The organism is Luteimonas flava, assembly GCF_036584485.1.
In the GTDB taxonomy this organism is placed as follows: domain Bacteria; phylum Pseudomonadota; class Gammaproteobacteria; order Xanthomonadales; family Xanthomonadaceae; genus Luteimonas; species Luteimonas flava.
The window spans coordinates 1,070,474-1,089,334 of the sequence record NZ_JAZHBM010000003.1; the positions used below are offsets into that span (position 1 = coordinate 1,070,474).

At 68.8% G+C, this 18,861-nt stretch carries 20 protein-coding genes and 4 tRNA genes; 16 read left to right on the plus strand and 8 right to left on the minus strand.

Annotated features, from left to right (window positions below):
• The first annotated feature begins 54 nt into the window (after nt 1-54).
• Nucleotides 55-2,370, plus strand: coding sequence for a pre-peptidase C-terminal domain-containing protein (locus V3391_RS17270; RefSeq protein ID WP_332079653.1), 2,316 nt, complete (start codon nt 55-57; stop codon nt 2,368-2,370).
• An 86-nt stretch (nt 2,371-2,456) separates the two neighbouring features.
• Nucleotides 2,457-2,906, plus strand: coding sequence for a hypothetical protein (locus V3391_RS17275; protein WP_332079654.1), 450 nt, complete (start codon nt 2,457-2,459; stop codon nt 2,904-2,906).
• A 4-nt stretch (nt 2,907-2,910) separates the two neighbouring features.
• Here the strand turns inward: V3391_RS17275 and V3391_RS17280 are convergent, their stop codons facing one another.
• The 3 genes from V3391_RS17280 to wrbA form a co-directional block, all read right to left on the minus strand.
• Nucleotides 2,911-3,399 (minus strand): asparaginase domain-containing protein, encoded by a 489-nt coding sequence (locus V3391_RS17280; RefSeq protein WP_332079655.1) that lies wholly within the window; start codon nt 3,397-3,399, stop codon nt 2,911-2,913.
• Nucleotides 3,400-3,474: 75 nt separating this feature from the next.
• A complete protein-coding gene (locus V3391_RS17285) occupies nt 3,475-3,822 on the minus strand; it encodes a DUF2069 domain-containing protein (RefSeq protein ID WP_425497305.1) in 348 nt (115 codons plus the stop codon).
• Nucleotides 3,823-3,827: 5 nt separating this feature from the next.
• Nucleotides 3,828-4,421, minus strand: a complete 594-nt coding sequence (gene wrbA, locus V3391_RS17290) for an NAD(P)H:quinone oxidoreductase (RefSeq protein ID WP_332079657.1) — start codon at nt 4,419-4,421, stop codon at nt 3,828-3,830.
• Between the two features lie 348 nt (nt 4,422-4,769).
• Here wrbA and V3391_RS17295 point away from each other — a divergent pair, with 348 nt between their 5' ends.
• On the plus strand, nt 4,770-6,044 hold the full coding sequence (locus tag V3391_RS17295) for a YihY family inner membrane protein (RefSeq protein WP_332079658.1): 1,275 nt from the start codon (nt 4,770-4,772) through the stop codon (nt 6,042-6,044).
• Complete coding sequence (locus V3391_RS17300) at nt 6,041-6,607, plus strand: TlpA family protein disulfide reductase (RefSeq protein WP_332079659.1); 567 nt, start codon at nt 6,041-6,043, stop codon at nt 6,605-6,607. Before V3391_RS17295 ends, V3391_RS17300 begins: the two co-directional genes overlap by 4 nt.
• A gap of 7 nt (nt 6,608-6,614) precedes the next feature.
• On the opposite strand, the gene ppk2 is transcribed toward V3391_RS17300, so the two are convergent.
• From ppk2 to hemA, 5 genes are all read right to left on the minus strand, one after another.
• Entirely contained in the window at nt 6,615-7,391 is a 777-nt protein-coding gene (ppk2, locus tag V3391_RS17305) for a polyphosphate kinase 2 (RefSeq protein WP_332079660.1), read from the minus strand.
• 24 nt (nt 7,392-7,415) lie between these two features.
• A complete protein-coding gene (locus V3391_RS17310) occupies nt 7,416-7,757 on the minus strand; it encodes a helix-turn-helix domain-containing protein (protein ID WP_332079661.1) in 342 nt (113 codons plus the stop codon).
• Nucleotides 7,757-8,278 (minus strand): molybdenum cofactor biosynthesis protein B, encoded by a 522-nt coding sequence (gene moaB / locus V3391_RS17315; RefSeq protein WP_332079662.1) that lies wholly within the window; start codon nt 8,276-8,278, stop codon nt 7,757-7,759. The genes V3391_RS17310 and moaB overlap by 1 nt, the downstream gene beginning before the upstream one ends.
• A 93-nt stretch (nt 8,279-8,371) precedes the next feature.
• Nucleotides 8,372-9,454, minus strand: coding sequence for a peptide chain release factor 1 (prfA, locus tag V3391_RS17320; protein WP_332079663.1), 1,083 nt, complete (start codon nt 9,452-9,454; stop codon nt 8,372-8,374).
• Entirely contained in the window at nt 9,432-10,730 is a 1,299-nt protein-coding gene (hemA, locus tag V3391_RS17325; protein ID WP_332079664.1) for a glutamyl-tRNA reductase, read from the minus strand. Before hemA ends, prfA begins: the two co-directional genes overlap by 23 nt.
• A 92-nt stretch (nt 10,731-10,822) precedes the next feature.
• Here hemA and V3391_RS17330 point away from each other — a divergent pair, with 92 nt between their 5' ends.
• From V3391_RS17330 to V3391_RS17385, 12 genes are all read left to right on the plus strand, one after another.
• Complete coding sequence (locus tag V3391_RS17330; RefSeq protein WP_332079665.1) at nt 10,823-12,520, plus strand: tetratricopeptide repeat protein; 1,698 nt, start codon at nt 10,823-10,825, stop codon at nt 12,518-12,520.
• Nucleotides 12,517-13,194 carry a lipoprotein insertase outer membrane protein LolB gene (gene lolB, locus V3391_RS17335; protein WP_332079667.1) on the plus strand — a complete coding sequence of 226 codons (678 nt, stop codon included), beginning with the start codon at nt 12,517-12,519 and terminating at the stop codon, nt 13,192-13,194. Before V3391_RS17330 ends, lolB begins: the two co-directional genes overlap by 4 nt.
• A complete protein-coding gene (gene ispE / locus V3391_RS17340; protein WP_332079668.1) occupies nt 13,191-14,063 on the plus strand; it encodes a 4-(cytidine 5'-diphospho)-2-C-methyl-D-erythritol kinase in 873 nt (290 codons plus the stop codon). The genes lolB and ispE overlap by 4 nt, the downstream gene beginning before the upstream one ends.
• Before the next feature lie 69 nt (nt 14,064-14,132).
• A tRNA-Gln gene (locus V3391_RS17345) sits at nt 14,133-14,205 on the plus strand.
• A gap of 90 nt (nt 14,206-14,295) precedes the next feature.
• The gene (locus tag V3391_RS17350; protein WP_332079669.1) at nt 14,296-15,255 is read left to right on the plus strand and encodes a ribose-phosphate diphosphokinase; all 960 of its coding nucleotides are present in this window, start codon (nt 14,296-14,298) and stop codon (nt 15,253-15,255) included.
• A gap of 83 nt (nt 15,256-15,338) precedes the next feature.
• The gene (locus V3391_RS17355) at nt 15,339-15,998 is read left to right on the plus strand and encodes a 50S ribosomal protein L25/general stress protein Ctc (RefSeq protein ID WP_332079670.1); all 660 of its coding nucleotides are present in this window, start codon (nt 15,339-15,341) and stop codon (nt 15,996-15,998) included.
• A gap of 45 nt (nt 15,999-16,043) precedes the next feature.
• Entirely contained in the window at nt 16,044-16,622 is a 579-nt protein-coding gene (gene pth, locus V3391_RS17360) for an aminoacyl-tRNA hydrolase (RefSeq protein ID WP_332079671.1), read from the plus strand.
• 227 nt (nt 16,623-16,849) lie between these two features.
• Nucleotides 16,850-17,941, plus strand: a complete 1,092-nt coding sequence (ychF, locus tag V3391_RS17365; RefSeq protein ID WP_332079672.1) for a redox-regulated ATPase YchF — start codon at nt 16,850-16,852, stop codon at nt 17,939-17,941.
• Nucleotides 17,942-18,189: 248 nt separating this feature from the next.
• Nucleotides 18,190-18,275: transfer RNA gene (locus V3391_RS17370), tRNA-Tyr, on the plus strand.
• Nucleotides 18,276-18,339: 64 nt separating this feature from the next.
• Nucleotides 18,340-18,413, plus strand: a tRNA-Gly gene (locus V3391_RS17375).
• A gap of 38 nt (nt 18,414-18,451) precedes the next feature.
• Nucleotides 18,452-18,527 (plus strand) — tRNA-Thr (locus V3391_RS17380).
• 78 nt (nt 18,528-18,605) lie between these two features.
• Nucleotides 18,606-18,861: GTP-binding protein (locus tag V3391_RS17385; protein ID WP_332079673.1), on the plus strand; the 256-nt coding region annotated here is incomplete at its 3' end.

Consider the following 18,861-nt stretch of genomic DNA (forward strand, 5'->3'; position numbering starts at 1 on the left):
CCGCACGCGGTGTGCTCCGTTTTTATCTGTCACCACTGAGGGGTAGAGAACAGGATGAAGACTCTTATCGCATGCATCACCGCCGGCACGCTGTCGGTCGGTGCTGCCGCGGCGGCGACGCGCGACGCGCGACCGGCCGCGTTCGACAACCGGCTGCCGGCCGAACAGACGGTCGAACTCAAGCGCATGCCGGCGGTCGACGCCGCGCGCCTGCGCGCCGAGGATGCGCGCCAGGATCGCGCCATGGGCCAGCGCCCGATCCGCTTCGCGACACCGCACGCCGTCGACCTGACACCGAACAACGCCGGTGACTGGGACGAGATCGCCGGCGGGAATCTGGTCTGGCGCCTGCGCGTGGAATCGAAGGACGCGCTGTCGCTGAATTTCGGCTTCTCCGAGTTCCATCTGCCCGAAGGCGCGCGCCTGCTGGTCTATCCCGAAGGCCTGTCCAAGAACGCCGATCCCGAAGCGATCCAGACCTTCACCTCCGCGCACAACAAGGCCAGCGGCAGTCTGTGGACGCCGATCGTGCCGGGCGACAACGCGATCATCGAAGTGGTGGTGCCGAAGGCGCGCATGGGTGAGCTCAAGCTGCGCCTGACCAGCATCAACCACGACTACGTCGGCTTCGGCCGCCTCGCCCGCGAGGGCGCGCTGGCCCAGACCAAGGGCGTGTCCGGCAGCTGCAACGTCGACACGGTGTGCCCGGACGGCGACGACTTCCGCGACGAGATCCCGTCGGTCGGTGCGTACTCGCGCTTCGGTACGTTCTACTGCAGCGGCTCGCTGGTCAACAACACGTCCAACGACCAGAAGATGTACTTCCTGACCGCGAACCACTGCGGCATGGGCACCGCGGATGCGGCGGCCAGCATCGTCGTCTACTGGAACTACCAGAACTCCACCTGCCGCACGCCCGGCAGCGCCGAGAGCGGCGCCAACGGCGACGGCAGCCTCGCGCAGAACCAGACCGGCGCCGTGGTCCGCGCGACCAATGCCGCGTCCGACTTCACCCTGCTCGAATTCGACGACGCCGCCGATCCGGCCTTCAACCTGAGCTGGTCGGGCTGGGATCGTCGCGATCTCGCACCGGCAGGCGCGACCGGCATCCATCACCCGCGCGTCGCCGAAAAGCGCATCACGCACTCCGACAACCCGCTGCGCGTGGAAGGCTATCTGGGCGCCAGCGGCAATACCCACCTGTGGGTGCAGTGGAACCAGCGCGGCACCACCGAAGGCGGTTCGTCGGGTTCGCCGATCTACAGCCCCGAAGGTCGCGTGATCGGCCAGCTGCACGGCGGCTACGCCTCGTGCACCACGACCGGCGCGGACCACGTCGACTGGTACGGCCGTCTGTTCACATCGTGGACCGGCGGCGGCACCGCGGCGACGCGTCTGAGCGACTGGCTCGATGCGGCGGGCACGGGCGAGGAGTTCGTCGACACGATCGGCGCCGATGGCGGCGGCACCCCGGGCGTGCCGGTGGCCGGCTTCGACTTCACCGTCGACAACGACACGCTGACCGTGACCTTCACCGACACCTCGAGCGACGACGGCGAGATCGTCAGCCGCGCCTGGGCGTTCGGCGACGGCACCACCTCGACTGACACCAACCCGGTCAAGACCTACGACGCAGCCGGCGTGTACTCGGTCGCGTTGACGGTCACCGACGACGAGGGCAACACCCGCACCCGCACCCAGCAGGTGGAAGTGGGCGACCTCACCCCGGATGCGACCGAACTGACCAACCGCACGCCCGTGTCGGGCCTGTCGGGCGCGGCCGGTGCCGAGCTGCTCTACAGCATCACCGTGCCGGAGGGCGTCAGCGGTCCGCTGTCGATCACGACCTCGGGCGGCAGCGGCAACGTCACGCTGTACGTCAGCCAGGATGAAGAGCCGCAGGCCGATGCCTACGACTTCATCTCGCAGCGTCCGGGCAACAACGAAGTGGTGCGCATCGCCAACGTCGAAGCCGGCACGTACTACGTGAAGGTGGTCGGCGTGACCGCGTTCGCCAACGTCAGCGTGCAGGCGCGTCACAACCCGCCGAGCGAGGGCGGCGACGGCGGGCTGCGCAACGGCGTGCCGGTGACCGGTCTGAGCGGCGCGGCGGGCAGCCAGCAGTTCTGGACGATCCAGGTGCCGGCCGGCACCAGCAGCCTGCGCGTCGCACTGAGCGGCGGCACGGGCGATGCGGATCTCTACGTGCGCGCCGGCTCGCAGCCGACCACGACGGCGTATGACTGCCGCTCCTGGGTGGTCGGTAACAACGAGACCTGCACCATCAGCAACCCGCCGGCGGGCACGTACCACGTGCTCGTCAACGCCTACGCGACCTTCAGCGGGGCATCGCTGGTCGCGACCTGGTAATCGTCCGGACGTTCACCCCGGGCACGCCCGGGGTGGCGGCATCATCTTGGGGTCGCACGCAGACGCGTGCCCCCGCGGAGACCGCCATGCACCGTCCTCATCCCCACTTCGCGCGGCGCTTCGGCGCCGCGTTCTTCGTTCCGGCCCTGCTGCTGTCGGGATGCGCGATGGGCGGCGATCCGCCCGCCACCCCCTCCAGCGAGGTCAGCGCCATGCAGCAGCGTTTCATCGTCCGCTACACGCCGGGCAGTGCGCCCGAACGCGATCCGGCGCTGGTCGCCGACCGCATCGCCGAAAGCGCCCGCGGCGCGGGTCTGGTCGACGCGAAGGGGATGCCGGGCAAGGTGACCTGGCTGCGCCGGCTCGCGGTCGGCGCCGATGTCGTCTCGATCGATCCCGAGCTCGATGCGGCGCAGACGCAGCGGCTGCTCGAGGCGCTCAATGCCGAGGCCGATGTCGAGTACGCCGAACCCGACGGTCGCATGACCATCGGTCCGGGGCCGGAGATGCGGATGCGCGGACCCGCGGTCGATTGAGCCGTCAGCCCAGCGGTTCGAAGCGGTTGGCTTCGACGTTCTTGCGGACCTTGAGCGGGTCCCAGATGCGGCCGTTCATCGCCACGTAGACGCCCGGCGGCTTGGACTGCACGGCGCCGACGGCGGTGCCGATGTTGAACTCCGCATCCGAGCCGCGGAACCGCGCCGGGCTCAGCGCGCCGGTCAGGATGATGGTCTTGTCGCTGATCGAAGACAGCACCTTAGCGGTCTCGACCATCGAGTCGGTGCCGTGGGTCAGCAGCACGTGCTTCGCCGGCTGCGCAGCGATGGTCGCGCGGATCAGTTCGCGGTCGTCGTCGGTGATGTGCAGCGAATCCTTGCGGATGATCGGAATCACCCGGAACCGGAACGCGACGCCGAGTTCCTCGAGCATGCGTCCGATCTGCGGATCGCCGACCTGGAAATCCGACTTGTCGTCGAAGTAGATCTTGTCGATCGTGCCACCGGTGGTGACGATCAGCAGTTCGTCCATTGTGATGCGGTCCTGCAGGGCAGCGAATCGGGCCGCCCATGATACCGGCGCGGGCGACATCCGCCGCCAGCGCGTTCAGCCCTGGGGCGGACGCCCCTTCGAAAAACGCGCGCGCATGCCGGGCAGGCTGGCCGAGAACACCACGGCCAGCGACAGCGCGATGCCGGCCCACGGCCACAGGCCCAGCTCGGGATGCGACCAGGCGTACATCACGCCGTGCGAGAACCAGAACAGTGCGGCGATGCCCGACCACAGCGGCGCGCTCGGCCGGCGCAGCAGCACACCGGCGAGCAGCACCAGCGGCGGCAGCACGAACACCAGCAGGGCCGCGCCGAAATGCGCGTCGTTGCGATACCAGGCGGCATACAGCACGGCGATCAGCACCAGCGACGTCGCCAGCACGCGCGTGGCGGGCGGCCGCATTCCGCTCATGCGCCGAGCTTCGCGGCGAGCGTGGCGATGCGGCGTCCGAGCGCGCGCGCGAGCACGGCCTCGTCTTCGCTCGGCTGCGGATCGTCCTGCTGTCCGGCGACGTGGCTGGCGCCGTACGGCGTACCGCCGCCGCGCGTGGTGGTCAGTGCCGGCTCGGTATACGGAATGCCCGCGATCACGCAGCCATGGTGCAGCAGTGGCACCAGCATCGTCAGCAGCGTCGCTTCCTGGCCGCCATGCTGGGTGGCGGTCGAGGTGAACACCCCGGCCGGTTTGCCGACCAGCGTGCCGCTGGCCCATTCGGCGCCCAGTCCATCGAGAAAATGCTTCAGCGGCGCGGCCATGTTGCCGAAGCGCGTCGGGCTGCCGAGCAGCAGGCCGGCGCATTCGGCGAGATCCGCGCGGTCCACGTACGGCGCGCCGTCCTCGGGCACCGGCGGCGCCGCCTGCTGCGTGACCGCCGCCACCGGCGGCACCGTGCGCAGCCGCGCCTGCATGCCGTCGACCTCGCCGATCCCGCGTGCGATCTGCCGGGCGAGGCGGGCGACCGAACCGTTGCGGCTGTAGTAGAGGACGAGGATGTCGGGCATGGGGACGCCTGTTTGCGGGAAAGGAACGTGCAGGATCTGAAGCGTTTCGCGTGTGCAGCGGCAGACGCTCGCAAGCGTCGCGCACTCTGCATTCTCGCGCAGTGGGCGATGCGTGGGGAGTCGATCGCGCCCGGCACGCCCCTGGATACCGTCATTGCGGCGAATGCCGGAATCCAGCGCCTACCAGTCGGGCGCCCGCACTGTGCATAGAGCGAGCGCTGGACGACCCGTCATGCAGGTTGTGGAAACCCGGCTTCCGTCAGATGACGGCTGCGGTATGACGGAAAGACCGCGTCGGCACCAAGCCTTCATGCATCTCCACCCAGACCGCTTTGCTACGCTTCGCCGATGGAGCCACTCGCCACTTTCAACCGCTGGACCGACCGGATGGCGGACCGCGCACGCGCGCTGAGCTTTTCCCGCTTTCTGTGGCGTCGCTTCATCGACGACCGTCTGTTCGAAGCCGCGGGCGCGCTCGCCTTCACCACCGTGTTCGCGCTGGTGCCGCTGTCGATGGTGGTGTTCGGCGTGCTGTCGGTGTTCCCGGCGTTCGGCCAGTGGCGCGACCAGCTCAGCGACTACATCTTCTCCAACTTCGTGCCCGACTCGGCGCGCGCGGTGGAACAGGTGCTGCTGCAGCTGTCGACCAATACCGGCCAGCTGACGACGATCGGCGTGATCGCACTGGTGATCTCGGTGCTGGTCACGCTGCTCAGCGTGGAGACCACATTCAACCGCATCTGGCGGGTGAAGTCGGCGCGGCCCACGTTCGGGCGCTTCCTCGTCTACTGGACCGTGCTCACCCTGGGTGCGCTGGTGGCGACGGCGAGTCTGGCGGTGTCGGCGCGCTTCTTCGCGCTGGAAATCTTCAGCACCGATTCGGGCCGTCTGCTGCGCGGGCTGATGCTGTGGGCGGCGCCGATGTTGATCGAACTCGCCGCGTTCACGACGATCTTCCGCGTGGTGCCGCACCGCACCGTGCAGTGGCGACACGCGCTGGCCGGCGCGACGCTGGCGGTGATGCTGTCGGAAGTCGTGAAATGGGCGATCGGCCTGTACCTCGGCAGCTTCGATGCCTACGAGAAGATCTACGGGCAGATCGCGTTCCTGCCGATCTTCCTGCTGTGGGTGTATCTGAGCTGGGTGGCGATCCTGCTCGGCGCGTCGTTCGCCTCGTCGATTTCAGCGTTCCGCTACCAGCCCGCGCACATGCGCCTGCCGCGCGGTTTCGAACTCTACGGCCTGTTGCGCATGCTGGGCCGGTTCTCGGCCGCGCGCGTGCAGGGCCGCGGGCTGCACAGCGACGAGATCCAGGCGCTGGAGCCGATGCTCACCGACACACTGGTGCAGCAGATGCTCGCGCAGCTGGAGGAAATCGCGCTGCTGCGTCGCGCCGAATCCGGTGAATGGATCCTCGCGCGCGATCTCGACGGCCTGACCGTCGGCGAACTCTACGAAGCCTGCGACCTGCGCATCCCCGTCGCGGAAGCCCATCTGCCGTGCCGTGACGATGCGCTCGGCGTCTCTGCTTCGGCCGCCCTCGACGAACTGCGCATTCCGCTGCGCGACCTGCTCAAGCGGCGGGTCGGCAGCCTCTACGACTCCCCGGAGATTTCCGCATGAACCGCCTCGCCTCCTGCATCGCACTCGTCCTGTTGCTCGCCGCCTGCAAGCCCGACAGCCAGGCGCCGGCCGATGGCACCACGCCGCCTGCCGCAACGCCGGCACGCGCGCAGGCCGATGCAGCGCCTCGGCCCGAAGCGAAGACACATCCCGCGCTGAAGGTCGAGACGATCGACGGCGGCAGCTTCGATCTCGCCGCGCATCGTGGCCAGTGGGTGGTCGTGAACTTCTGGGCGACCTGGTGCGCGCCGTGCCTGAAGGAGATGCCGGAACTCTCGGCGCTCGACGCGATGCGCGAGCACGTGCAGGTGATCGGCCTCGCCTACGAGGAGATCGAAGCCGACGACATGCGCGCGTTCTTGCAGAAGCACCCGGTGGTCTATCCGATCGCGATCATCGACACCTTCGACCCGCCGGCCGATTTCGACACGCCGCCCGGCCTGCCGATGACGTATCTGATCGGGCCCGAGGGCCAAGTGGTGGAGAAGATCCTCGGCCCGGTCACGGCCGAGCGGCTGGAAACATTGATCGCCGGCGCGGGCGGGCCTGCGGTCGAAGCCTGAGGCGCGCTCAGTCTTCGAACGGCGCGAGCGGCGGCAGCACGTCGTAGCGCTCCGGACGCGGCGTGCGCTTGAGCTTGGGGAAGCGCAGTGACGGCGCATCGACGTGGCTGTCCGGCAGCCGGTCGAGCAGGTCGCGCAGCAGCGTCAGCCGGCCGCGGCGCTGGTCGTTGAAATCGACGAGCGTCCACGGCGCGTGCGGGGTATGGGTGGCACGCAGCATGGTGTCGCGGGCCCGCGTGTAATCGTCGTAACGCGTGCGCGCGGCGACATCGACCGGCGACAGCTTCCAGCGCTTGAGCGGGTCGTGCAGGCGCTCGGCGAAGCGCGCTTCCTGCTGCGCCTGGTCGCAGCCGAGCCAGTACTTGAACAGCAGGATGCCGTCGTCGACCAGTTGCTGTTCGAACGCGGGCGCCTGGGCCAAAAACGTGTCGACCTGCGACGGCGTCGCATAGCCCATCACCGATTCGACGCCGGCGCGGTTGTACCAGCTGCGGTCGAACAGGGCGATCTCGCCGGCCGACGGCAGATGCGTCACGTAGCGCTGGAAATACCACTGGCCGGCTTCGCGATCGCTGGGTTTGGGCAACGCGACGACGCGGCACTGGCGCGGATTGAGATGCTCGGAGATCGACTCGATCGCGCCGCCCTTGCCGGCGGTGTCGCGGCCTTCGAACAGCACCAGCAGGCGGCGGCCGCTGTGCTGCAGCCAGCGTGCGACCGCGGCGAGTTCGATCTGCATCGGTTCCAGAGCGGCCTCGTAGGCCTTGCGCTTGAGCGGTTTCATCGCGGGCTCCTGTGCGGTGGAACGCTAGTCGCGTGACTTGCGCGGTGGCGCCTGCGCCATCGTCCGCGCGACTTCGAGCAGCGCGCCCTGCTGGCGCGTGTTGAGCGTGCGATACGCGGCGAGCAGTTCATGCTCGCCCTTGGTGCGCGCCGGGTCGAGCGTGGCAGCGAGCGTCGCCAGCAATGCGCCGGCGGGGACGCCGAACGCGCGGGCCAGTGCATCGAGCTGCGCGCTGCCGGGGGTCTTTTCGCCGCGCATCCAGGCCGACACCGTCGCCGCACCGACGCGCGGAATCGCGGCGGCGATCTCCGCGGCGGTCAGGCCGCGGGCCTTGGCGAGCAGGCGCAGCGTGTGGTCGAGGGCCATCAGGCTTCTTTCAGGCGCGGACGGATCGTCGCGAGATTGCAGGGCTTGGTGCGCGCGTCGAGCTGGTGGCGGACGATCTTCTCCCACGCCGTGCGACAGGCCGAGGTCGAGCCGGGCAGGGCGAACACGAAGGTCGCATTGGCGAGGCCGGCGAAGGCGCGCGACTGCAGCGAGGACGTGCCGATCTCCTCGACCGAGACCGCGCGGAACAGTTCGCCGAAGCCCGGCATTTCCTTGTCCAGCAACGGCAACAGCGCTTCTGGCGTGGAATCGCGTCCGGTGAAGCCGGTGCCGCCGGTGACGAGGATGCCGTCGACGACGGGATCGGCGATCCACTTCGACACCAGCGCACGCATCGCGTAGCGGTCGTCGGGCAACAGGGCGCGTTCGGCGATCCCGTGGCCCGCGCCGGTCAGGGACGCGACGAGGTAGTCGCCCGAACTGTCGGTGTCGAGGGTGCGGCTGTCGGAGACCGTCAGCACGCAGATCTGTAAGGGAATGAAATCGGTCTGGCTGCTCATCCGGCGAGGGTACTCCACCCGTGTCGACGGCTGCATCGGGATGCGCGGTCGCGGGCGTGGATCCACATGGCTCACTTCAGGCCGCGTTGCGACTCACTGCGCGGTCATGCGCGCGAGTTCGTCGGCCTGGTGTTCCTGCGACAGCCGCGCGATCAGGCCATCGAGATGGCCTTCGAGCACGTTCGGCAGGTCGTACAGGGTGAGACCTTCGATGCGATGGTCGGTGATCCGGCCCTGCGGATAGTTGTAAGTGCGGATGCGCTGGCTGCGGTCGCCGCTGCCGACCTGCAGCTTGCGCACCTCGGCCGTCGCCGCGGCGCGGCGTTCGGCTTCGGCGTCGGCCAGCATCGCGCGCAGGCGCTTCATCGCCTTGTCGCGGTTCGCGTGCTGGCTGCGCTCGGTCTGCGATTCGACGACGACGCCGGTCGGCACGTGGGTGATGCGGATCGCCGAGTCGGTCTTGTTGACGTGCTGGCCACCAGCGCCGGACGAGCGGAAGGTGTCGACCTTGAGGTCGGCTGGGTTGAGTTCGATCGGCTCGCCCGCGTCTTCGATCGGAATGATCGCCACGGTCGCGGCCGAGGTGTGGATGCGGCCCTGCGATTCGGTCTCGGGCACGCGCTGCACGCGATGCGTGCCGGACTCGAACTTGAGCCGTGCATAGGCGCCGCTGCCGTCGACCGCGGCGATCACTTCGCGGAAGCCGCCGTGTTCGCCGGTGCTCGCCGATTCCACTTCGACGCGCCAGCCCTGCCGCTCGGCGTAGCGCTGGTACATGCGGAACAGGTCGCCGGCGAAGATCGCGGCCTCGTCACCGCCGGTGCCGGCGCGGATCTCGAGATAGAAACCGCCGTCGTCGCGCGCATCGCGCGGCACCAGCAGGGCCAGCAGATCGGCCTCCAATGTTTCCAGACGCGCATCGGCGGCAGCGATCTCCTCCTCTGCCATCTCGCGCATTTCGGCATCGTCGAGCAGCGCGCGCGCGGCCTCGCGGTCGTCCAGCGCGCGGCGCTCGTCGGCCAGCGCGTTCGACACCGGTTCGAGCTGGGCGAACTCGCGCGACAGCGCGCGGAACCGCGACTGGTCCGCGACGGTCGAGGGGTCGGACAGTAGGCGTTCGAGTTCTTCGCGGCGTTCGGCCAGCGCTTCGAGCTTACGGCGCAGGGTCGGCAGCATCGGGTGTCCGGGGCTCGGAGTCGGGCGGCAGCAGCGCATCGAGGCTGTCGGCCAGGGTGTCGTCGCCGCGCAGCGCGGCGTCGCGCAGCGCGGTGGTCGGCAGATGCAGCAGCCGGTTGGTCAGCGTGTGCGCCAGCAGTTCCAGCACCGCATCGGGCGACTGCCCGGCGGCGAGTTGCTGGCGCGCGCGGGCGAGCGCTTCTCCGCGCACAGCTTCGCCGTGCGCGCGCAGGCGCTTGACCGGCGCCAGACGGCCGCGCGCGGCGTTCGACTCGCCGAAGCGGGTGACCTGCAGATCGATGATCGCGTCGGCATCGGCGGCGGCCTCGCGGCGGCCGCGACGGTTGTCGTCGAGCGTGCGTTCGAGATCGTCGACGGTGTAGAGGAACACGTCGCGCAGTTTGGCCACGTCGGGCGCGATGTCGCGCGGCACCGCAAGATCCATCAGCAGCATCGGCCGGTGCTTGCGCGCGGTGAGCGCAGCGGCGACCTGCGCGCGGCCGATGATCGGCGTGCGGCTGGCGGTGGCCGACAGCACGATGTCGGCGAGGAACAGATGCCGGTCCAGTTCGTCGAGCGGCAGGGCGATGCCGCCGTGGCGCGCGGCCAGCTCCTGCGCGTGCGCGTAGGTGCGGTTGGCGATCAGCAAGCGCTTGACGTTGGCCTGCGCGAGATGGCGCGCGGCCAGTTCGATGGTCTCGCCGGCGCCGATCAGCAGCACCGCCGAGTCGGCCGGTCGCGCGAACGATTCCTGCGCCAGCCGCACCGCGAGCGAGGCCACCGACACTGGGCTGTTGCCGATGCGCGTCTCGCTGCGCGCGCGCTTGGCGGTGACGAAGGCATGCTGGAACACGCGGTCCAGTTCGCTACCGAGCGTGCCGGCCGCGCGCGCGCTGGCCCAGGCCTGCTTCACCTGGCCGAGGATCTGCGGCTCGCCGAGCACCAGCGAATCGAGCCCGGTCGCGACGCGGAACAGATGGCGCACCGCGTCGGCGTCGCGATGCCGGTACAGATAGGCCTGCAGCGAACCGCCGGCCAGCGCCGCGTCGTCGCCCGGATGCGTCGCCAGCCAGTGGGCCAGCGCGCTGCCGTCGTCGTCGCACACGGCGTAGAGCTCGGTGCGGTTGCAGGTCGACAGCAGCGCCACCTCGCGCACGGGCGGCAACGCGCGCAGCTGCGCCAGCGCCGCGTCGAGCGCGTCGCCGGCGAACGCCACCCGTTCGCGCAGGGCGACCGGCGCGGTCTGGTGGTTGATGCCGAGTGCGTAAAGGCTCATGGGCGGGCGTGCCTGTCGGAGACGCGATTCCGTTCAGGCGCTTGCGATAAGCTGCGGACGAAGGCGCCCATTTTACGGCCCGGTTGCCCCAGATGCCCGTTTTCTCTCCGCCCCGGACCGCGCGGCTGCGCGCCGCCCTGCTGGTGCCCCTGCTCGGACTGGCCTGCGCGGCCCATGCCCAACGCGGCGATCTCGACCGCACCGACACCCTGCACCAGGATCTGCTGGGCGCGACGCTCGCCGGCGAGTTCGCGGTGCAGGCCGGTCGTCTCGACGAGGCCGCCAACTGGTATCTCGACGCCGCCCGCCAGTCCGATGGCGATCCCGGACTGGCCGAGCGCGCCACCCGCATCGCCCTGCTGGCCGGCGACGACCGCCGCGCCGCGCAGGCGCTGGACCTGTGGCGCCGCCATGCGCCCGATTCGCTGCCGATGCGCGCCGCCGAGGCCACGTTGTCGCTGCGCGCGGGTCGCGACCGCGTCGCCCGCCGTCAGCTCGAAGCCCTGCTGCGCAGCGGCGATCCGGCCGGCTGGCGCCATGCCTTCACCGTGCTCGGTGGCGGCGCCCGCGACCAGGCCCAGGCCGCGCGTCTGCTCGGCCAGCTCGTCGACAGCGGTGCGATTCCCGATACGCTGCAGGCCTGGATGGCGTTCGGCGGCCTCGCCCAGCGGCTGGACCGCACCGATCTGACCGAACGCATCCTCGAGAACATCGTCGCGCGTTTCCCCGGCGAGCCCCGTGTCGCGCTGCTGCGCGCGAGCCAATTGCGCGAATCCGGTCGCCCCGACGAGGCGCGCCAGGCGCTCGCCGCGCTCGGCGATGCCGCCTTGACCGGCCCGGATCTGCGCATGGGCATCGCCGGCGAGTATGAAGCGCTGGGCGATCTGGCCGATGCCGAGCGCACCCTCGCGATGGGGCCGCAGGACGGCCGTACCTACGTGCTGCGTGCGTCGTTGATGGCGCGCGCCGAGAACAAGGTCGCGCTCGCCGCGCTCTATGAAGAGGTCAAGGCCGTTGCGCTGACGCCGAACCCGGCGCAGCGTCTGCTGCTCGGCCAGATGGCCGAATATCTGGAGCAGTACGACGAGGCGCTGGACTGGTACCAGACCGTGCCCGGTGGCCCGGAGCGCGCGCAGGCCCGTCTGCGTGGCGCACGCGTGCTGCACGAGCTCGGTCGCCGGGACGATGCCTGGGCACGGCTGCGCGAGCTGCAGTCCGATGGCACGTCCGACGAGGACATGCGCCGCAACGCCTACCTGCTCGAAGCGGAACTCCGGCAACAGGGCGACGACCCGGCCGAACTCGACGTCTACAACCGCGGCCTGGCCGCGATGCCGGACGATCCGGCGGTGCTCTATTCGCGGGCGCTGATGTGGGAGCGCCGCGACGACATCCCGCGTGCGGAAGCCGACCTGCGCCGCGTGCTGGTGGCCGATCCCGAGAACGTCGCCGCGCTCAACGCGCTGGGCTACACCCTGGCCGATCGCACCACGCGATACACCGAAGCACTGGAACTGATCGACCGCGCGCGCGTGGCCGAGCCCGACAACGCCGCGATCATCGACAGCTACGGCTGGGTGCTCTATCGCCTGGGCCGCAACGAGGACGCCCTCGTCGAGCTGCGTCGCGCGTTCTCGATGATGAAAGACGCCGAAGTCGCCGCGCATATCGGCGAGGTGCTGTGGGTGCTCGGTCGCCACGACGAAGCGCGCAAGTATTTCGACGAAGCCCGCGCGATCGATCCGGAGAACCGCTCGCTCCTCCGCGCGCTGGAGAAGACCGGCGCATGAACATCCGGATCGCATGTGCCGCGTTGATGGCGTTCGGATTGGCCGCTTGTACCAGCGTGCCGGTACGGCCGCCGCTGCAGACCGTCGATCTCGCGCCCGCCGCGCTCGCCGATGCGCAGGCGCGGCTCGCTGCGCGCGAAGCCGCGGTGCGTGCGCTGCCGCAGCTCGCGTTCAACGGTCGCGTCGCGATGTCCAACGGGCGCGACGGCGGCAGTGGTCGCATCGAATGGCTGCAGACCGGCGGCGATTACCGGGTGACCCTGAGCGCGCCGGTCACCCGGCAGAGCTGGCAACTGCAGGGCGGTCCGCAGGGGGCGCGCATCGACGGCCTCGACGGCGGTCCGCGCGAGGGTGCCGATGTCGCTCTGCTGCTGCGCGAGGCCACCGGCTTCGAAATTCCCGTCGCCGCGATGGCGGCCTGGGCCGCAGGCGCGCGCGCCGATGTCACGGTGTCCGGCCCCGCCGAGGTCGCGTTCGACGCCGGCGGCCGGCTGGCGCGCGTGCAGCAGGACGGCTGGACGATCGATTACCTCGAATGGCAGCCCGACCCGGCTGCGGGCGCTGCGCCGGCCCTGCCGACCCGCATCAACGCCCAGCGCGGCGATGCGCGGGTCCGCCTGATCGTCGACAGCTGGACGCCCGCCGACCCCACGGCTCCGCGCGCGACACCATGAGCGATGCGGATCCCGCCGGCGGCTGGTCGATCTGGCCGGCGCCGGCCAAGCTGAACCTGTTCCTGCGGATCACCGGCCGTCGCGAAGACGGCTACCACGCGTTGCAGACCGTGTTCCGGATGCTCGACTGGGGCGATACGATCCGCCTGCGGCCGCGCGCCGATGGCCGGATCCGCCGGATCGGCGACTCCGTGCCGGGCCTCGCCGAGGCCGACGATCTCGTCATCCGGGCCGCTCAGCTGCTGCAAAAAGAAGCGAACGTGTCTTCAGGTGTCGACATCGTCGTCGAAAAACGGATTCCGTCGGGCGCGGGTCTCGGCGGTGGATCGTCCGACGCGGCCACCGTCCTGCGGGCGCTCGATCGCCTCTGGCAGCTCGATCTCGGCGAAGGCTGCCTCGCCGCTCTGGGCCTCACGCTGGGCGCCGACGTGCCGGTCTTCGTCCGCGGCCGCAATGCCTGGGCCGAAGGGGTCGGGGAGTCGCTGCTGCCGATCGACCTGCCTTCGGCCTGGTACGTCCTCGCCGATCCCGGCGTGCACGTGAATACCGCGGGTCTGTTCCATACCCCTGAATTGACGCGAAATGCTGCACCCGCGACAATGGCGGACTTCGTTTCAGGTGCATCGCTCGGCAATGCGTTCGAGCCGGTCCTGCGGCGCCGAGAACCCGCCGTGGAGGCGGTGTTCGACGTGCTGGCAGAGGTCGGAACGCCACGCTTGACCGGGACGGGCAGCGGCTGCTTCGTCGAATTCGCCACGCGCGAATCCGCCGAAGCCGCGCAGGCGCAGGTCACATCGCGGGTGCCGTCCCGTGTGGTCGGCGGCGCGGCGCGATCGCCGTTGCTGGATGCGCTCGAAGCGGGAGGTTGAGGGCGGTGGCTGGTGGTTGTCGATTCGCGGTGCATGCGCCGAGTCGACACCCACGAATCACCGCTTTCTAGGGGCGTCGCCAAGTGGTTAAGGCACCGGGTTTTGATCCCGGCATTCGCAGGTTCGAATCCTGCCGCCCCTGATACCCGTGCCGGATCCTGCGTGGTGATCGCCACGTGCCGGCATGGCCACTCCTCCATCCGCTCGGTCAGAGCGACGCGGAACCGCAGACATGAAAGAAGAACGCAATCTCCTGATCTTCTCGGGCAACTCGAACCGTCCGCTGGCCAAGGCCGTGTGCCGCGAACTCGGCGTGCGCCAGGGCAAGGCGCTGGTGTCGACGTTCTCCGACGGCGAAGTCCAGGTCGAGATCGAAGAGAACGTCCGCCGCCAGGACGTGTTCGTGATCCAGCCGACCAGCGCGCCGTCGGCCGAGAACCTGATGGAACTGCTGGTGCTCATCGATGCGCTCAAGCGCGCCTCGGTGGCCAGCGTGACCGCGGTGATCCCGTACTTCGGCTATTCGCGCCAGGATCGCCGCCTGCGTTCGACGCGCGTGCCGATCACCGCGAAGGTCGTGGCGAAGATGGTCACCGCCGCCGGCGCCGACCGCGTGCTGACGATCGACCTGCACGCCGACCAGATCCAGGGCTTCTTCGACATTCCGGTCGACAACGTCTACGCCTCGCCGCTGCTGCTGGCCGACATCTGGCGCGCGCACGGCACCGACAACATGGTCGTGGTCTCGCCCGACGTCGGTGGCGTGGTCCGCGCCCGTGCGATCGCCAAGCGTCTCGACGACGCGGATCTGGCGATCATCGACAAGCGCCGTCCGCGCGCCAACGTCGCCACCGTGATGAACATCATCGGCGACGTGAACGGCAAGACCTGCGTGCTGGTCGACGACATCGTCGACACCGCCGGCACGCTGTGCGCCGCGGCCGCCGCGCTGAAGGCGCAGGGCGCCACCAAGGTCGTCGCCTACTGCACCCATGCGGTGCTGTCGGGCGCGGCGATCGACAACCTCAACAAATCGCAGCTCGACGAAATGGTCGTCACCGACACCATTCCGCTGTCGGAGGCCGCGCGCAACTGCGCGCGCATCCGCCAGCTCAGCGTCGCCGAGCTGCTGGCCGAGACGATCCGCCGGATCGCGTTCGGAGAATCGGTCAGTTCGCTCTACGTCGACTGACCTGCTGCAACGTCTCGTCTGGTCGCGGACGAGACGCTTCACCGCCGCGAGGCGGTTTCAATCCTGAAAAGTGAATACAGAACATGGCTACCACGCATGAAATCAAGGTGCAGCGCCGCGAAGACGAGGGGAAGGGTGCGAGCCGCCGCCTCCGTCTTGCCGGCAACGTGCCTGCCGTCGTCTACGGCGGTGACCTCAAGCCCGTCAGCATCGAGCTGAGCCACAACGACGTCTGGCTCGCCAGCCAGCACGAGTGGTTCTACGCGTCGATCCTCGACCTGAGCCTCAACGGCGACGTCCAGAAGGTGCTGCTGCGTGACATGCAGCGTCATCCCTTCAAGCAGCAGATCATGCACCTGGACTTCCAGCGCGTGAACGCGAACGAGACGATCCGTACCGCCGTGCCGCTGCACTTCCTCAACGAAGACACCTCGCCGGCCGGCAAGGCGGCCGACGTCGTGATCACACACGAGCTCAACGAAGTCACCGTGACCTGCCTGCCGGGCGATCTGCCGGAGTTCATCGAGATCGATCTCGGTGCGATGGTCGTCGGCGACATCGTCCACCTCTCGCAGGTCAAGCTGCCGAAGGGCGTCGAGATCCCCGAGCTGGCGCTGGGCGCGGACCACGATGTCGCCGTTGTCGTCGCCAAGCACGGCCGCGTGGAAGCGGAGCCGGAAGACGAGGCCGACGACGCGTCAGCGGACGTGCCGGCCACCAAGGCCGCGAAGGACGACGAGTAATCGTCGCGTGGGCGCGCCTTCGGGCGCGCCCGCGTTGCCGTCACGATGGCAGGACTGCGACTGATCGTCGGGCTGGGCAATCCCGGACCCGAGCATGCACGGACCCGGCACAACGCCGGGTTCCGTTTTGTCGACGAACTCGCCGCGAAGGCGGGCGCGTCGTTCCGACTCGACAGCAAGCTGTTCGGCGAGACCGCGAAGATCGACATCGTCGGTCAGCCGGTCTGGCTGCTGAAGCCGGCCACCTTCATGAATCTCAGCGGCAAGTCGGTCACGGCCGCGCTGCGGTTCTGGAAAGTCGAACCCGAACAGGCGCTGCTTGCGCACGACGAACTGGATCTGCCGCCGGGGACCGCGCGGTTGAAGTTCGACGGTGGCCACGGTGGCCAGAACGGGCTGCGCGACACGATGCAACTGCTCGGTCACGGCCGTTTCCATCGGCTGCGCATCGGCATCGGCCATCCGGGCAGCAAGGACAAGGTCACGCCGTGGGTGCTCGGTCGTGCGAACGCCGACGACGACATCCTGATCGGCCGCGCGATCGACGACGCGATCGACGTGCTGCCGCTGGCGATGGACGACAATTTCATGGATGCGATGACGCGGCTGCACACGCAGCGGTGAAGCCGTCAGGGCGCGCATGGCGCGCTGTCAGCGCACCTTCGGTGCGGTCGGTCGCGTCAGTAACTTCGGCGCCATGGTCCGCCTGGCGATAGAATTCCTGCATCTTCCGGGTGTCTATTCGCCGTGTTCTCTGTTCGGCTGCTCCGCAGCTTTCTACTGACGCAGGCGGCGCAGCCGCCGACTGACTCCCCTCACCAGCGGCGCAGCCGCCACCTGACGGACTCCACATGGGCATCAAATGCGGCATCGTCGGCCTGCCGAACGTCGGCAAGTCGACTCTCTTCAATGCGCTGACCAAGGCGGGCATCGCCGCGGCAAATTTCCCGTTCTGCACCATCGAGCCGAACGTCGGCATCGTGCCGGTGCCGGACCTGCGCCTCAATGCGCTGGCGGCGATCGTCAAGCCGCAGAAGGTGCTGCCGACGGCGGTGGAATTCGTCGACATCGCCGGCCTCGTCGCCGGCGCGGCCAGCGGTGAGGGCCTGGGCAACAAGTTCCTGTCGCACATCCGCGAGGTCGACGCGATCACGCACGTGGTGCGCTGTTTCGAGAATCCGGACGTCATCCACGTCAACAACAAGGTCGACCCGATCGCCGATATCGAGACCATCGATACCGAGCTCGCGCTGGCGGATCTGGATTCCGTCGAGCGCGCGCTGCAGCGTGCCGAGCGTTCGGCCAAGACCGGCGACAAGGACGCGAAGGTCCGCGCCGAAGTGCTGGGTCGCGTGCACAAGGGCCTGGCCGACGGTCAGCCGGTGCGCGCGCTGAAGCTCTCCGACGACGACAACGCGGCCATCCGCGACCTGTTCCTGCTGACCGCCAAGCCCGTGCTGTACATCGCCAACGTGCTCGAGGACGGCTTCGAGAACAATCCGCACCTCGACGCCGTGCGTGCACGCGCAGCGGGCGAGGGCGCCGAGGTGGTGCCGGTGTCGGCCGCGATCGAGGAAGAACTCTCGCAGCTCGACGATGCCGACCGCGACGCCTTCCTGGCCGATCTGGGTCTCGACGAGCCCGGCTTGAACCGCGTGATCCGCGCCGCCTACGGCCTGCTGACCCTGCAGACCTACTTCACCGCGGGCGTCAAGGAAGTGCGCGCGTGGACGGTCAAGATCGGCGCGACCGCGCCGCAGGCGGCTGCGGTCATCCACACCGATTTCGAGAAGGGCTTCATCCGCGCCGAAGTGGTCGGCTACGACGACTTCATCCGCTACAACGGCGAGTCCGCCGCGAAGGACGCGGGCAAGTGGCGTCTGGAAGGCAAGGAATACATCGTCAAGGATGGCGACGTGATGCATTTCCGCTTCAACGTCTGACCGGCCTCTGTCGTCGGGCTTCGCGAAAGGCGCCTGCGGGCGCCTTTCGTGCGTCGGGGCGCCATGGATGCACGGAAATTCGCACGCGGCCATGGCGCCGCGGCGCCGGGACGGTTAAGATGCGCGCCCGTCTGCAAGGTCATCGGCCAGGCGACGGGTCCGGTGAAATCCAGCGCCTTCCAGCGTTGACAGAACCGGGAACTGGCCCCAAAATCGCGGGCTGTTTTCACCGGCAACACGAAAGCGCCGGAGGGATACCCAAGCGGCCAACGGGGGCAGACTGTAAATCTGCTGGCTTACGCCTTCGGTGGTTCGAATCCACCTCCCTCCACCATCTTTCGAGTGCGGTGGAAACAAGTGCAGTGCGACAGGTTGTAATGCGGTATGCGGGTCCCGGTGCGGGAGTAGTTCAATGGTAGAACCTCAGTTTTCCAAACTGATTACGAGGGTTCGATTCCCTTCTCCCGCTCCATTGAACGTTTCAGGCGGTACCCTCAGTTCCACATCGTTGCTCACGTAGCTCAGTCGGTAGAGCACCTCCTTGGTAAGGAGGAGGTCGAAGGTTCGATTCCTTTCGTGAGCACCATCCTCCGCGGTTCCGCTTCCAGTGCGGATCCGACGCGGCACGCAGTCACCACCTCACCAGATTCGAGATTAGGCAGCCATGGCAAAGGGTAAGTTCGAGCGCACCAAGCCCCACGTGAACGTGGGCACGATTGGTCACGTTGACCACGGCAAGACGACGCTGACGGCGGCGCTGACGAAGATCGGTGCGGAGCGTTTCGGCGGCGAATTCAAGGCCTACGACGCGATCGACGCGGCGCCGGAAGAGAAGGCGCGCGGCATCACGATCTCGACCGCACACGTCGAATACGAATCCGAGACGCGCCACTACGCGCACGTCGATTGCCCGGGCCACG

Excerpts from the sequence above, each read along its gene's own strand:
- pth (WP_332079671.1), top strand. The coding sequence starts at position 16,044 with ATGGCAGGACTGCGACTGATCGTCGGGCTGGGCAATCCCGGACCCGAG.
- ychF (WP_332079672.1), top strand. The coding sequence starts at position 16,850 with ATGGGCATCAAATGCGGCATCGTCGGCCTGCCGAACGTCGGCAAGTCG.
- moaB (WP_332079662.1), bottom strand. The coding sequence starts at position 8,278 with ATGAGCAGCCAGACCGATTTCATTCCCTTACAGATCTGCGTGCTGACG.
- V3391_RS17285 (WP_425497305.1), bottom strand. The coding sequence starts at position 3,822 with ATGCGGCCGCCCGCCACGCGCGTGCTGGCGACGTCGCTGGTGCTGATC.
- V3391_RS17330 (WP_332079665.1), top strand. The coding sequence starts at position 10,823 with ATGCCCGTTTTCTCTCCGCCCCGGACCGCGCGGCTGCGCGCCGCCCTG.
- V3391_RS17280 (WP_332079655.1), bottom strand. The coding sequence starts at position 3,399 with ATGGACGAACTGCTGATCGTCACCACCGGTGGCACGATCGACAAGATC.
- ppk2 (WP_332079660.1), bottom strand. The coding sequence starts at position 7,391 with ATGAAACCGCTCAAGCGCAAGGCCTACGAGGCCGCTCTGGAACCGATG.
- prfA (WP_332079663.1), bottom strand. The coding sequence starts at position 9,454 with ATGCTGCCGACCCTGCGCCGTAAGCTCGAAGCGCTGGCCGAACGCCGC.
- hemA (WP_332079664.1), bottom strand. The coding sequence starts at position 10,730 with ATGAGCCTTTACGCACTCGGCATCAACCACCAGACCGCGCCGGTCGCC.
- wrbA (WP_332079657.1), bottom strand. The coding sequence starts at position 4,421 with ATGCCCGACATCCTCGTCCTCTACTACAGCCGCAACGGTTCGGTCGCC.
- V3391_RS17350 (WP_332079669.1), top strand. The coding sequence starts at position 14,296 with ATGAAAGAAGAACGCAATCTCCTGATCTTCTCGGGCAACTCGAACCGT.
- V3391_RS17295 (WP_332079658.1), top strand. The coding sequence starts at position 4,770 with ATGGAGCCACTCGCCACTTTCAACCGCTGGACCGACCGGATGGCGGAC.
- V3391_RS17275 (WP_332079654.1), top strand. The coding sequence starts at position 2,457 with ATGCACCGTCCTCATCCCCACTTCGCGCGGCGCTTCGGCGCCGCGTTC.
- V3391_RS17300 (WP_332079659.1), top strand. The coding sequence starts at position 6,041 with ATGAACCGCCTCGCCTCCTGCATCGCACTCGTCCTGTTGCTCGCCGCC.
- V3391_RS17310 (WP_332079661.1), bottom strand. The coding sequence starts at position 7,757 with ATGGCCCTCGACCACACGCTGCGCCTGCTCGCCAAGGCCCGCGGCCTG.
- lolB (WP_332079667.1), top strand. The coding sequence starts at position 12,517 with ATGAACATCCGGATCGCATGTGCCGCGTTGATGGCGTTCGGATTGGCC.
- V3391_RS17355 (WP_332079670.1), top strand. The coding sequence starts at position 15,339 with ATGGCTACCACGCATGAAATCAAGGTGCAGCGCCGCGAAGACGAGGGG.
- ispE (WP_332079668.1), top strand. The coding sequence starts at position 13,191 with ATGAGCGATGCGGATCCCGCCGGCGGCTGGTCGATCTGGCCGGCGCCG.
- V3391_RS17270 (WP_332079653.1), top strand. The coding sequence starts at position 55 with ATGAAGACTCTTATCGCATGCATCACCGCCGGCACGCTGTCGGTCGGT.